The 12985-nt window shown below is 63.8% G+C and carries 17 protein-coding genes; 3 read left to right on the top strand and 14 right to left on the bottom strand.

What is annotated here, in order from left to right; genetic code table 11:
• Positions 1–109: 109 nt before the first annotated feature.
• On the top strand, positions 110–877 hold the full coding sequence (locus DY201_RS17665; protein ID WP_115732318.1) for a DeoR/GlpR family DNA-binding transcription regulator: 768 nt from the start codon (positions 110–112) through the stop codon (positions 875–877).
• Positions 878–893: 16 nt separating this feature from the next.
• On the opposite strand, the gene DY201_RS17670 is transcribed toward DY201_RS17665, so the two are convergent.
• The 7 genes from DY201_RS17670 to DY201_RS17700 form a co-directional block, all read right to left on the bottom strand.
• Complete coding sequence (locus DY201_RS17670; protein WP_115733849.1) at positions 894–1289, bottom strand: GFA family protein; 396 nt, start codon at positions 1287–1289, stop codon at positions 894–896.
• A gap of 128 nt (positions 1290–1417) precedes the next feature.
• Entirely contained in the window at positions 1418–1645 is a 228-nt protein-coding gene (locus DY201_RS17675; RefSeq protein ID WP_115732319.1) for a hypothetical protein, read from the bottom strand.
• 249 nt (positions 1646–1894) lie between these two features.
• Entirely contained in the window at positions 1895–2359 is a 465-nt protein-coding gene (locus DY201_RS17680) for an aminoacyl-tRNA deacylase (RefSeq protein ID WP_165915947.1), read from the bottom strand.
• A gap of 242 nt (positions 2360–2601) precedes the next feature.
• Positions 2602–3534 carry an alpha/beta fold hydrolase gene (locus DY201_RS17685; protein WP_115732320.1) on the bottom strand — a complete coding sequence of 311 codons (933 nt, stop codon included), beginning with the start codon at positions 3532–3534 and terminating at the stop codon, positions 2602–2604.
• Between the two features lie 291 nt (positions 3535–3825).
• On the bottom strand, positions 3826–4293 hold the full coding sequence (locus tag DY201_RS17690; RefSeq protein WP_115732321.1) for an SRPBCC family protein: 468 nt from the start codon (positions 4291–4293) through the stop codon (positions 3826–3828).
• An 83-nt stretch (positions 4294–4376) separates the two neighbouring features.
• The gene (locus tag DY201_RS17695; protein ID WP_115732322.1) at positions 4377–4625 is read right to left on the bottom strand and encodes a ParB N-terminal domain-containing protein; all 249 of its coding nucleotides are present in this window, start codon (positions 4623–4625) and stop codon (positions 4377–4379) included.
• A 100-nt stretch (positions 4626–4725) separates the two neighbouring features.
• Positions 4726–5232, bottom strand: coding sequence for a hypothetical protein (locus DY201_RS17700; protein ID WP_115732323.1), 507 nt, complete (start codon positions 5230–5232; stop codon positions 4726–4728).
• A 334-nt stretch (positions 5233–5566) separates the two neighbouring features.
• On the opposite strand from DY201_RS17700, the gene DY201_RS17705 reads away from it, so the two are divergent.
• Together DY201_RS17705 and DY201_RS17710 are read left to right on the top strand one after the other, a co-directional pair.
• Positions 5567–5737 carry a hypothetical protein gene (locus DY201_RS17705; RefSeq protein ID WP_115732324.1) on the top strand — a complete coding sequence of 57 codons (171 nt, stop codon included), beginning with the start codon at positions 5567–5569 and terminating at the stop codon, positions 5735–5737.
• Positions 5738–5803: 66 nt separating this feature from the next.
• Entirely contained in the window at positions 5804–6844 is a 1041-nt protein-coding gene (locus tag DY201_RS17710) for a DUF1176 domain-containing protein (protein ID WP_115732325.1), read from the top strand.
• A gap of 2 nt (positions 6845–6846) precedes the next feature.
• On the opposite strand, the gene DY201_RS17715 is transcribed toward DY201_RS17710, so the two are convergent.
• The 7 genes from DY201_RS17715 to DY201_RS17745 all read right to left on the bottom strand — a co-directional run bounded on the left by DY201_RS17715 (position 6847) and on the right by DY201_RS17745 (position 12966).
• On the bottom strand, positions 6847–7686 hold the full coding sequence (locus DY201_RS17715) for an alpha/beta hydrolase family protein (protein WP_115732326.1): 840 nt from the start codon (positions 7684–7686) through the stop codon (positions 6847–6849).
• A gap of 109 nt (positions 7687–7795) precedes the next feature.
• Entirely contained in the window at positions 7796–8104 is a 309-nt protein-coding gene (locus DY201_RS17720) for a hypothetical protein (RefSeq protein ID WP_115732327.1), read from the bottom strand.
• Between the two features lie 13 nt (positions 8105–8117).
• Positions 8118–9728: an NTP transferase domain-containing protein gene (locus DY201_RS17725; protein WP_115732328.1), complete on the bottom strand. Its 1611-nt coding sequence runs from the start codon at positions 9726–9728 to the stop codon at positions 8118–8120.
• Positions 9725–10435 carry an XdhC family protein gene (locus tag DY201_RS17730; RefSeq protein ID WP_115732329.1) on the bottom strand — a complete coding sequence of 237 codons (711 nt, stop codon included), beginning with the start codon at positions 10433–10435 and terminating at the stop codon, positions 9725–9727. Before DY201_RS17730 ends, DY201_RS17725 begins: the two co-directional genes overlap by 4 nt.
• 3 nt (positions 10436–10438) lie before the next feature.
• Positions 10439–10774, bottom strand: coding sequence for an XdhC family protein (locus DY201_RS17735; protein ID WP_115732330.1), 336 nt, complete (start codon positions 10772–10774; stop codon positions 10439–10441).
• Between the two features lie 19 nt (positions 10775–10793).
• The gene (locus DY201_RS17740) at positions 10794–12029 is read right to left on the bottom strand and encodes a vWA domain-containing protein (RefSeq protein WP_115732331.1); all 1236 of its coding nucleotides are present in this window, start codon (positions 12027–12029) and stop codon (positions 10794–10796) included.
• Positions 12030–12039: 10 nt separating this feature from the next.
• Positions 12040–12966: an AAA family ATPase gene (locus DY201_RS17745; protein WP_115732332.1), complete on the bottom strand. Its 927-nt coding sequence runs from the start codon at positions 12964–12966 to the stop codon at positions 12040–12042.
• Between the last annotated feature and the right edge of the window lie 19 nt (positions 12967–12985).

Genomic DNA, 12985 nt, shown 5'->3' on the forward strand with positions numbered 1-12985 from the left:
CTGAAATGAACCGCGCTGCGACTGGCATGGCGGATGAAACCGCCCGACTATTTTGCTAGCTAGGATCGTGGAGAGCGGATCGCAGATGCCCCAAACCGACGGACCTGGCATGGACACGGACAACAAGAAATCGGCCCGTCAGGCGCAGCTGCTCGGCTATCTCGAGAAGAACCACTATGTCTCGATCGAAGAGATCACCACGCTCTACGGTGTGACGACGCAGACCGCGCGTCGCGACATCATGGCGCTCGAACAGGGCGGCAAGGTGCGGCGCCTGCATGGCGGGGCGACGATTTCAGCACCGGTCGATCCCGCGGTGCTGCGCCAGCGCCGTGTCGAAAACGCCGCCGCCAAGGAGCGCATCGGCAGCCTGACCGCCGAACTGGTGCCCGATGGCGCCGCCGTTTTCATCGACACCGGCACGACTTGCGAGGCGGTGGCGCGTGCGCTGGTAAAACGCCGCGACCTGCGCGTCGTCACCTATTCGCTGCGTGTCGCAACGACGCTCAGCGAAAGCACCAATTTCGCTATCGCCGTGCCCGGCGGCTTCGTGCGCCAGGTCGACGGCGGGGTCTTTCGCGAGGAAACGTCGGAGTACATCAGGCGCTTCAAGTTCGATGTCGCCATCATCTCGGTCAGCGGCGTCGACCTTGACGGCGACATCGGCGACGACGATCATGCCGAAGTCGCTGCCGTCTCCGCCGCCATGGGCCAGTCCGCGCGCACCATCATGGCCGTCGACAGCTCGAAATTCGGCCGCCGTGCCCTGGTGCGCCTCGGCTCGCTCCATGACATCCAAACGCTCGTCACCGACATGCTGCCGGACGAGCGTCTGCTCTCCCGGTTGCGCGCCAGCGGTGTCGAGATTTGCGTCTAGATCACGCGCAACCAGGCTAAGCCGGGGCGGCCTCGGCAAACTGCTGCAGGCCGTCATCGAGCTTGAGCCAAGGCTGCTTCGACGACACCCAGATATGCATTGTCGGCTGAAACAGGGCGGGCTCGTCGAGCGAGCCTGACGTCACGGCCAGCACGCCGGCAGACTCGCGCCCCGACAGCACGGTGGTGCCGCATTCGGCGCAGAAGCCGCGCTTCACCCCTGGCGACGAAAATGCCGTCTTCACCGGCCCGCTCATCGCCACCTGCTCGGCACGGAACATCAGCCGCGCATTGAACGCCGCACCCACCGCCTTCTGGCATCTGCGGCAATGGCAGATGCGTTCATTCAGCGGCTCGGCGTCGACGACGTAACGCACGGCCCCGCACAGGCAGCCGCCTTCATATCGTTGCACCATGGCAAAGCCCCTCACCCGAGATACCGCTGTCAATGGCATCAGGCATAAGGCGCGGCACTATCGATTGTCGATGAAAAAAGATGGGGTGACTGCCTCAGCCGGCAGTCACATCGCAGATTGCGGCGTCACGCGCAAAGCGACGTGCACGACGCATTGGCCGTGCGAAAAGCCAGACGGCTCTGCCTACGGGCGCTTGCCCTCGAAGATACGCTTTCCCAGACCTGGGCGCCCGAAGTCGCATGGCGCGCCAGAAGGCGGATGTCGTCGGGGCAATAGCCATCGCTCTCCATGACCTTCAGGATGATCGGATCCTGCAGCAGGTCTTCCAGTGTCAGTTCATGCTGGTCGTCCATAGTCGCCTCCATCCGTGACCATTTCGACATCGCTCAACATAGCCCCGAACCATGACCGCCGAATGGCGGATCAGTGACACGAAGCAGGTATTTTCCCGAACGGCGAAAAAACTTCTCGCTGTCGACCGAACCACCCGCAGGTCATTCGGTACGCCGCTCCCGCGCAACGGCTCAAGCGGCAATAGGCCTTGTCATCCAATGGCTTGCGTCAAAGGCGCGCGCCCCGCCCCTTCACGCCGTCTCAGCTTTTCACCAGCTTATGCGGGCCTGCGGCATGCCATACATCAGCCGCGAAAACTCGTCGCCGGTGACATGCACGAGGGTGCGGTGATCACCGCCCTCGAAATAGACGTCGCTGCCGCGGCGCAGTTGCTCGTCGACCACGCACGCCACCCTGTAGGGCACGCCGAGGATCGGCACCGCACCTTCGTCGCAATCGGGAAACAGCGAGCTTGCCTCGTCTTCGGTGGCGAGCCGCACCTTGTCACCGATGATCTCGCGCATCCGGGCCAGATCGACATGGCGGGTCGCCGGCAGCACGGCCAGCACGTAGCCGTCCTCCCATTTCAGCACCACGCCTTTGGCCAGCGCGCTGCCTGGCACGTGGCTCGCCTGCGCCGTCATCATCGAGCAGCCGGTGCGTGCATGTTTGGCGGCATCGTAGCGTATGTGGTTGTCTTCCAGATATTCCTGCATCGTCAATGAGATAGCCATGACCACTTCCTTTCGTGGCATCATCGCGTCACTGCGGCCTGCATATAAAAAGCGGCATCGAGTGCCGCGCGGCAAATCGGGCCGCATCATCGCCAGCTCATTTTCGATCAGTTTGCTGGCCGCATCTCCGACGCCCTGCAAGGGGCATTCTCAGCGTGTCTGGACGATACCATCCGAAGCTATGGTCCGGCAAGGAAATTGGCCGGGCGCAGCCGAATTCCGGCAGGCGCCCGGCCATGAGCCTATTGCGATTCCTTGACCTGCTCGTCCCAGGTCTTGACCTTGGTCTCGCCATTGAGAAAAGGCAGCACCGTCGTTGCCAGTTCAGGTGCGAAAAACACGTCATAGTGGGTGCGGTTGGGGATGATCGCCAGCCGGTTCCCAGACATGTTCTCGCGCATCCAGCCGGCATCCTTCAGTCCGCCGCCGAGCAGTTGGTAGAACTTCACGATGTGCTCGGGCCGGTACATGTCGCTGTCGCCATAGACCAGCATGACCGGCATCTTCAGCGTCTTGACGTCTTCGGCCCAGTCATAGGGCTGGCGCATGAACTCGCCCATCCGGTCGAGCAGTTTCGGGAAATCCTCGACCTTGGGCGCCACCGCCGCATAGGTCTGGTACATCGGCGTCTGCTTCATCATTTCGGCCATGCCGGCGCCCACCTGCGCCTGCATCGGCAACATTTCGGGATAGAAGCCATCCTGGGCATAGGCCGCCGAGACCAGTACCAGCCTGCGCACCGCCTCGGGATGCTGCACGGCCATTCGGAAGGCGACGCCCGAGCCAAAAGAATAGCCGAGCGCGTCGACCTTGTCGTAGCCGAGCTTCTTGACCAGCCCGGCCATGTCGTCGCCCATGTCGATCATGCTCATCTTGCGATCGGTCAGCGCAGTGCGGCCATGTCCGTAGAGATCGACCGCAATCACCTGCCGGTTCTTCGACAATGCCGGCAGCACCGGCCCGAACATGTCGATCGAGCCCAACCCGCCATGCAGCAGAAGCAACGGCTCGCCCTCGCCGCTGATCTCATAGTAATAGTTCACGCCGTTGATCTCGGCATGCCCGGCCTTGACGCTAGCATCGGTGGTTTTGGTCGTCTCGGCCATCGCCGCACCTCCCGTCACAACTGCAAATGCCGCCGCCGCCAGCATGGTGATGAAACTGCGCTTGTTCATGTCCTCGTCCTCTCTGCCAGAGCCTCGTCGCTCCTGCCTCTAGGACGAGCGAGGCGACCGCATGCCGACATGGTGGGAGAAATTTTCCATGGGAGGATGAATTTTTGCAGTGACTTGCCACGCCGCGATCCTTCCCACCCCCTCTGCCGGCCAGAGGGGTGCGAAGGATCAGTACTCCGAAGATTGGCTTCGTGGGGCAACGTCAGACCATCCTCACGAGGCCGCCGCCGTCCCCCAGGAATCGAAAAGGCCAGGTCCGCCGACCTGGCCTTTCGCAATCAGGCAAGATCCTCAGAGCGTCTTGGCGAGCGCCTCGAGCTGATCCGCGCACTGACCCCAGCCTTCGTGGAAACCCATCTTTTCGTGCGCTTCGCGGTCCTCGACGCTCCAGTGACGGGCGGTGGCGGTGTAACGGGTCTTGCCGCCGCCAATGTCCTCGAAAGTCACGGTCGCCGCCATGAACGGTTTTTCGGACGGCATCCAGGCTTCGCTGAAGGCGTCGGTGAAGACCAGCCTTTCGTTCGGCACGACCTCGAGATAGACGCCGGAGCTTGGATAATCGACGCCCTCGGGGCTGCGCATGGTGATGGCGCTGGTGCCGCCGGCGCGCACGTCGAGCTTGGCGCTGGCCGTCGTCCAGGGCAGCGGCGCGAACCATTTCGGGAGCAGCTCGGCGTCGGTCCAGCAGCGATAGAGCTTCTCGCGCGGCGCGTCGATGATGCGGGTCAGAACCAGTTCGCGGTCATTGGAAGAGGTCATTGCAGTCTCCTCGTTGAAATCAGCTTTCGGACCTAGGACGAGCCAGCCGCGCTCGATCCGACAGCCCGCCGGAAAAAATCTGGCTAATGTTTCCGCGCCTGCACGAGATAGGAATCGATGCTGGTCTCGCCGAGCCAGCGCGCCGCCTCGAGCCGATGCAGCCCCTCGACCAGCACGTAGCGCTTGCCGTCGTGCCGCACCTGGATCGGCGTCTTCATGCCGTTCTCGACGATGTCCTCGGCGAGGTGCCGCACCGTTTCGGGATGCAGCGTCTTCTTGCGCGCCGCGGGCACGTAGATGTCGTCGAGCGGTATCTTCTGGACTCTGAGCATGGGGCCTCCCGGCGGTACGATGCAGCGTCTCACAGATAGGACGTCTCGCTGCATCGGCCAAGCGGGGCACTGGCCGGTTAGTCTCGGGCTGAAGTTGGGGTCAGCTCTTTTTCTTGGCGGCGCGGCGCTTGGCGTCGTCGATCATCATGTTGGCGAGTTGCATGCGGACCATGGCGCGTTGGCGCAGATGCGGCGCCACGCGGTCGGGGTGGTTGGCCAGCGCAAAGATGCGGCGCAGCCTGGCAAGATCGGCCGGTTTGGCTTCGGCCAGGCCGAGCTCGGCGGCGATCGCGTCCGGGTCGATCGACGGCGGTTCGGGCGCGGCGGGCTCCAAAGGTTCCGACGCGGCTTCGACTGCATCGGCGACGGCCTTGGCCCTGACCATGTCGAGCAGCGAGACGAACTCGTCCTCGAGCGCCTCGCCCGCCTCGCGGTAGCCTGCGGCCACAGTCTCGCCCGAAACGCGGATGCGGCCGGAATGCAGTTCTTCGGCAACGGCAAGATAGTCGAAAGGGATGGTCGGTGCGGGCGCAATCTCGCCAGGCTCGGTCGCGACGAACAGGTCGTCGAGCAACGAAGCAAAGTCGCGATTGATCTCGGTGCCCATGCAAGGCCCTCCGCACGAAACGGCATGATACGGCAATATTTGCCGGAACCATAATCAGCCTCGGTTAAAAATCGTTTCGAGGCGTCGGCGGAATCTTAGAAGTGTCGTCAAAAAAGATCGGGCCGCATGGGGGAAATATGCGGCCCGAAGTCGCCTTTCGGCGAGGAAAGCCGGCAGTGCCGGTATTTCAGATACGCAACCGGGGACCGGCTTGTTGCGGCCTTTGCGGAAAAGATTTCCAAGCAGCGCATGGCAGCCATGCCTATGCTGCACTGCACAATCGAACTGGAATCACCTATATATCGTTTCGGGAGGACCAACCGGAGCCTGAGAGATGGGTTTCTATACCGAATTGTTCGCCCGCCCTCGCCCCAAGGAACAGGTCCGCTATCGTGCGGCGCTTGCCCTGCTGAACGCGATGAACTCGGCCGACCGGGCCGACATCGGCATCAAGCCTGCCGACTTCCCCCGCATCGCCCGCGAAATGTCGTCGCGCCAGGCATGAGGGTCCCGCGCGTCACTGCGCTGCCGCAATCGATGATGCATCATTGCGGCAGGCAGGAGATTCGCAATGAGGACTTTTTCGAAACGGGCCGCAGCCGCCGCCGCTCTTACCAGCCTCTGGTCGTTCCAGGCACTGGCCGCCGATCTGCCCTATCTCGATGATCGATCCGACGCGGCCGCCGTGGTGCGCTCGCTCTACAATGCGGTCAGCCGCAAGGAATATGCCCGCGCCTGGGACTATTTCGGCGAGGCCAAGCCAGCCAAGGACTTTGCCGAATTCGCCAAGGGCTATGAGGCAACCGAGCGCGTCGAAGTCGAGACCGGGGCGGTAAGCTCGGATGGTGCTGCGGGCTCTATCTTCTACAGCATCCCCGTCGCCATCCGCGCCGTCGACAAGGACGGCACCGAGAAGGTTTTCGCCGGCTGCTACACCGCCCGGCAGGTCAACGGCGCCATCCAGGAGCCGCCCTTCACTCCCATTCAGCTTGAGAAAGGTGCGCTCAAGCCAGCCGAAGGCAATCTGAGCGATGCGCTGCCCAAGCAGTGCGGCGATGCCCCGCCTGAAGAAACCGACGCCGTGCTCGACCTTGCCACCAAGACATTCGCAGCGAGCCACAAGGCCCAGTGCGACATCGCCCGCAAGGGTGAAGGGGCGATCCAGAGCTACAAGATCTCCTACCATAACAAATCAGACGCCGCCGACACGCCGGCGAGCGAAGCCCGGCTGTTCCGCTTCTTCTGCCAGATGGGCGCCTACAACGAGACCCACGTCTATTATCTCTGGAACGAAGCAGACGGCCTGAACGAGCAGCATTTCGCAGCGCCCGAACTCGACATCCACTACGAAGGCGACAATCCCGACGGCAAGCTCGAGAGCGTCAACGTCATCGGCTACCGCTCCGAAAACGCGCTGGTCAACTCGTCCTTTGACGAGAAGACTTTGACGATTACCTCGCATGCCAAGTGGCGCGGCGTCGGCGATGCGTCCTCCGACGGCAACTGGCTGTTCCGCGACGGCGCGTTTGCGCTGGTCCGCTACGACGTCGACGCGTCCTATGACGGCGAGATCAACCCCGAGACCGTGCTCGACTACAATTCGGCGCCTTGAGGCTATTTCGCAGACAGCATCCAGTTGAGCGTCTCGCGCCAGTCGGTCATGCGGATCGGCGTGCCGTGGGTTCCGGTCTCGAAGCGGACGAAGCGCGTCGGATAGCTTTTGTTCTTGGCCAGGATCGAGCGGAAGAACGCCTCCTGCTTGTCGGCGGGGAAAACAGGATCCTTGCTGCCCTGGCCGAAGAACACCGGCACCTTGGCCGCGAAAGCCGGTGATTTGAGGAAAGCGTTGTCCCACAGCGAGCCGAGCAACATCAGCCCGCCCAGCTTCCTGGCTGCCTTGGCGTCGCGCGCCAGTCCCCAGCACAGCTGACCACCCATCGAACCGCAGGCGACGACGATCCTGGCGCCGGGAGATTGCGCAGCGTAATGGTCGATCAGCGCGGCCATTTCGGAAACGCCCTTGTCGCCAAAATCAGTGAAGTCGGGCGACAGGTAAAGCCCGCCATTGGCGGCCATCAGGTTCTTGATGCGATTGAAATTGCCGCCGAAGGTGAAGTCGTCGACACCCTGCTTGCGGCTACCGCCCTGGCCATGAAGATAAAGCACGATGACTGAAGCGCCCTCGGTCGTGCCGACGGCGAAGTGCCTGACGTCGCCGGCATCAAGCTTCAGCACCAGGTCCTGCTGGGCCTTGCGGACGCCCGTCGAGACGTATTTGCCCTGAACCCGCCGCTCCGGCACCTGGTCGCGTTCATTGATGTCGCGCATCTCCTGGTAGTCGACGACGCGGTAGGTCTCGCCCTCTGACGAGAGCATGCCGGGATAGGCGAAGAGATCGTCCTTGTAGGGCGCGAGGGACTGGGCCGAAGCGGGATAGGCGCAGGCCACGGCCATCAGGCTAGACAAGGCAAGGCGTCGAAGGCGAGCAAGCGTCACGTGTCGGCTCCCGTTGCAAGGACGGCGCATGACTGCGGTCCGACAGGGTGGTCTGTCAACGGCGCACTCACATTTTCAAAGCAGCGAACGAGAGCCCCAAGCCAATCGTTGCAAGAAGCAGAGCACCCCAGACCATGCCGTGCGCCTTGCCGATTCCGGAGGCGAGATAGCCGCGTGCTTCTTCGAAGAAGATCAAATCTCGGGAGTTGGCGGCCTCGAACATTTGCTCGGAACTGGAAGCACCGGAGAAAAAACGCCATTTCGTCAGGCGTTCAAGCTCCCGTCGGCGTGATAACCTTGCGACCACAACGACGAGCAGCAGCACCGTCACCAGCCAAAACAGCAGGAAGGAAGTGGTAAGCAGCCCCGCGATCATCACCCGCCAATCTTCAATCCTGCAGCACCCCGCCAGCACCCTCTAGCATCTCGGGGGTGTCGACATCGACAGCCGCCCCTGCCCCGATTTCGATGTCGATGACATCGACGCCTTCGCTCTCAATCAGGTGACGCGCGCCGGTGTCACCTTCGAGATGTGCGACAGCCGCAAACAGGGACCGCGGAAGGATGACGGGGTTGCCGCGCTTGCCGTCATGGGTGGCACGGACGACGGCGCGGCCACTGGCCCGCTCGAACGCCTCGATCAGGCGGTCGAGGTCCGCCGGCAGCACCTCGGGCATGTCGCCAAGAACGATCAGCGCGCCGGCTGCGTCTTCAGGAAGCGCCGAAACGCCCGCCTTGAGCGAACTGGCAAGGCCTGAGGCAAAGTCGGCATTGTGGGCGACAGGGATGTCGAGACCGGCGAGCGCGTCGCTGATGCGGCTGGCCTGGTGGCCGGTGACGGCGACGATGCTCTCGGCTTTCGAGGCAAGCACGCGCTCGGCGGTGCGACGCACCAGCGGCTTGTCCTGGAACAGCGCCAAAAGCTTGTTGGGCCCGCCCATTCGGCTGGAGCGACCGGCGGCGAGCAGCACGGCATGCACTCTTGCGATGGGCGGAAGGGCGGAAAGGTCGCGCGGCTGCGGTCGCGTCGGAATTTCCATCAGCAAGCCGCCGACGCCCATGCCGGCAATGTCCGCCGCCGTCACGTCGAGCCCCGCCATCAGCCGATCGAGCACCCAGTCGAAGCCGTTCTCCTTGGGACTGCGGGCGCAACCAGGCGCGCCGAGGACGGCGGTCTTGCCGATATGGCCGAGCACCAGAAGATTGCCGGGATCGACCGGCATGCCGGAGCGGACGACGGTGCCGCCGGCGGCACGGATGGCTGTCGGGATGACATCATCGAAATCAGCCAGCGCTGAGGCGCCGAAAATGACCACGAGGTCGTTGTCGCGGGCAAGCTGCGTTGCGGCCTCGGCCACTGCGTCAGCTTCGTGTGCGGTACGCCGCTCAGCGACGAGCCTGCTGCCCGAGCGCGCCAGCCGCTGCTCGGTCAAGCGGCTCGTCTTGTCGAGCACGCTTGCTTTGACGCTCGGCAGCACGGTCTGGATGACGCCGACCCGCTTGGCCGCGAACGCATTGACGGCGAAGATTTCGCCACTGGCGGACAGCTCGGTCGCCCGCAGCACCAGCTCCCCGGCAACGGCGAAGGGAATGATCTTGACCGTCGCGACCATCTGGCCTCTTTCGACGGTGGCGTGACGGGCGAGCGTCGCGACTGTGATCGACGGGTCGATGGCGTTGATAGCATCGACCAGGCCGGCATCGACGGTAAAGACGCCGGCTTCACGCGCATGCAGATTGACCCGACCGGTCGCCGCAGGTTGCACCTCGACATGGCGGTGCCGCATGCTTGCGGCGATCGCCTCCGCCGCCTGATCCTCGCCGAGATCGCCGGTCTCCGGCACGGCGACGACGATTTCACGCAGCCCCTCGGCCGCGAGGATGGCGATGTCTTCGGCGGCAAGTACATGGCCTTTGCGGTAGCGATGGTCGCCGGCGCTGGTGGAATGCGCAAGCACCGCACCCTTGGCCTGGCCGACGGGGATCGCGCCGAACCTCACGCCGCATCGCCCCTTGCCTTGGTGCCAAGCCCGCGCGCGCGGAACGCTGAGATGACCTGCGCGAGGATGGCAACAGCAATCTCGGCAGGGTTGGACGCACCGATGTCGAGCCCGATCGGGGCGTTGATGCGCTCGATCTGCTCCGAGGTCACGCCCATCGCCAGCAGGCGCTCCACCCGCCTGGCGTGGGTTTTTCTGCTGCCGAGCGCGCCGACATAAAAACACCCGGCATCGAGGGCGGATTTGAGTGGCCAGTCGTCGATCTTGGGATCGTGGGTGATGGCCGCAAGCGCCGCATAAGGGTCGAGCGGACAATGCTTCAGCACATCCTCGGGCCATTCGGCCTTGTGGATGACATCGGGAAAGCGCTCGTCGCTGGTGAATGCCGTGCGCGGGTCGATAATCTCCAGCGGAAAGCCGGCGATCTTGGCCATCGGCGCCAGCGCCTGACTGATATGGACAGCGCCTATCACCACCAGCCGCGGTTGCGGCAGGTGCACGTTGAGGAAGAAATTGCGGCCTTCGGCCTCGACCAGGCCGGACAGGCCGCTGCGAAATGCCCTTGCGATCGCCTGGCCAAGGTCGCCTGCGACGGCATCGCCTTCCCTGACGACGCGGTCGCGGCCATCCCCGATGTCGGTGACGAGTATCGCGGCGCGGCGGGCGCGACGCTCGGCATTCAGCGTTTTCAGAACATAAGGATCCATCGATCAGCCCAACCGCTCGACATAAACTCTGATCTTGCCGCCGCAGGACAGGCCGACCTGCCACGCCGTCTCGTCGGCGACACCGAACTCCAGCATCTTCGGCTTGCCGCTGCCGATGACATCGAGGGCCTCAGAGATCACAGCCCCTTCGACACAGCCGCCGGAGACCGAGCCGTGGAAGGTGCCTTCGGCGTCGATGACGAGATGGCTGCCGACGGGGCGCGGCGCCGAGCCCCATGTCTCGACCACGGTGGCGATGGCGACGTCCTTGCCGTTCTTCATCCAGCCTTCGGCGATGATCAGCGGGTCGCGGGCCTCATCGAGAAACGTGCTTGGCATGGTACCTCCCTTTGCGACCTTACGCCGCCCGGCGCTGGCCTTCGATCATCCACAATCTGGGGTCGGTGTCGCGCGCGACAGGCGCCCCGAGCGAGGCACAGAGATCGCCAAGGGCGTTGAGATTGTGCACCGGGCGGAACTCGTCGACATAAGGCAGCATGGCGCGCACACCGCGTGCGCGGGCCTCGAAACCATCGAAGCGCAGTAGCGGGTTGAGCCAGATCAGGCGGCGGCAGGACTTCTTCAGCCGCTCCATCTCCTCGCTCAACCCGGCAATATCGTCGCGTTCAAGTCCATCGGTGATCAGCAGCACCACCGCGCCCTGGCCCAGAACACGGCGCGACCACAGCCGGTTGAACTCGCCCAACGTGTCGCCGATGCGGGTGCCGCCGGACCAGTCCCTGACCGCGGCGGAACAGTCGGCAAGTGCGGCGTCAGGGTCGCGGTGCCGCATCTGCCGGGTCAGGTTGGTCAGCCGGGTGCCAAAGACGAAGGTGTGTGTGCGCCTGCGCTTTTCGGTCAGCGCATGCAGGAAATGCAGGAAGATGCGGGTATACTGGCTCATCGAACCTGAGATGTCGGCAAGCACGACCAGGGGCGGATGCACCTCGCGTACGGAGCGGAATCTTGGCAGGATCAGCTGGCCGCCGGTGCGGGCGGCCGCCCGCATCATGGCGCGCGGATCGACCTTGCCGCCATGCGGGTCCGGCTTGAAGCGGCGGGTGCGCACGGTGTCCAACGGCAGCCTGAGCGCAGCGATCTCACGCCGCGCATCGCCGATCTCGGCCGCTGTCATCTGGGCAAAATCCTTGCCGCGCAGCATCTCATTGCCCGATACGGTAAAGCGGGCATCAACTTCGATCTCGGGGATTTCGCGCGGCGGCTGGCTGTTCTGGTGGCCCTCGAACATCGCCTGGCTGACCCGGTTTTCGGCGGCGCGTGGCTTCTGCTTCTCGCGGCGGTCGGGTGCCACGGGCGAAAACATCGCCAGCATCTTTTCGATCAGTTCGCGCGATTTCCAGAACAGCCGGAAGGCCTCGTCGAAGGTGGCGTGATCCTCGTGGCGGCTGACCAGCACCGCGTGCAGCGTCCAGTAGAAGTCGTCGCGCGAGCCGATGCCCGCGGCCAGCACCGCCTCGATCGCATCGATCACCGAAGCCGGGCCGACACGCATGCCGGCCTTGCGCAGAGCGCGCGCGAAATAGACGATGTTGTCGGCGATGCGCCCGTCTGATGTAGCACTGCTGGGCGTCATGTCACCGCACCTACTCCGCCGCAGCCAGCTCCGCCTTCACCTCGTTGAGGATGCGGCGGCCCTCGCCTTGCTGGATGCGTGCAATGTCGTCCTGGTATTTGAGCAGCACGCCGATGGTGTCCGAAATCGTCTCTGGATCGAGCGCGACCTTGTCGAGTTCGGTCAGCGCTGAAGCCCAGTCGATGGTCTCGGCGACGCCGGGCACCTTGAACAGCTCAATCTCGCGGAGCTTCTGGATGAAACGGACGACCTCCGAGGACAGCCGCCTGTTGGCTTGTGGCACCTTGCGGCTGACGATTTCGAGCTCGCGCTCGGCGTTGGGATAGTCGACCCAGTGATAAAGGCAGCGGCGCTTCAGCGCGTCGTGGATCTCGCGGGTGCGGTTGGTGGTGATGATGACGATCGGCGGTTCTTCCGCCCTGATGGTGCCAAGTTCTGGAACGGTGACCTGGTAGTCGGAAAGGATTTCGAGCAGGAAGGCCTCGAAGGCCTCGTCGGTACGGTCGAGCTCGTCGATGAGGAAGACGGGCGCCGCACCCGCCTTGCCGGTCAACGCATCCAGCACCGGGCGCCGGATCAGATATTTTTCGGAGAAGACGTTCTTTTCCATGTCGGAGCGGTCGACCTTGCCGACAGCTTCCTCCATGCGAATCTCGATCATCTGCGCCGCATAGTTCCACTCATAGACGGCGGAGGAAACGTCGAGGCCTTCGTAACATTGCAGCCGGATCAGGCGGCGTCCGAGCGCGCTGGCCAGAACCTTGGCGATCTCGGTCTTGCCGACGCCCGCCTCACCTTCGAGGAACAAGGGCCGGTTCATGCGCAGGGACAAGAACAGCACCGTCGCCAGCGCCCTGTCGGCGACGTAGTCCGCGCCGGCGAGCATTGTCAGCGTCTCGTCGATGGTCTGCGGAACTGGACGAGGCGTGTCGGTCATGGCGTTTCCGGAGAGGCGG

Source organism: Aminobacter aminovorans (genome assembly GCF_900445235.1).
Classification (GTDB): Bacteria; Pseudomonadota; Alphaproteobacteria; order Rhizobiales; family Rhizobiaceae; genus Aminobacter; species Aminobacter aminovorans.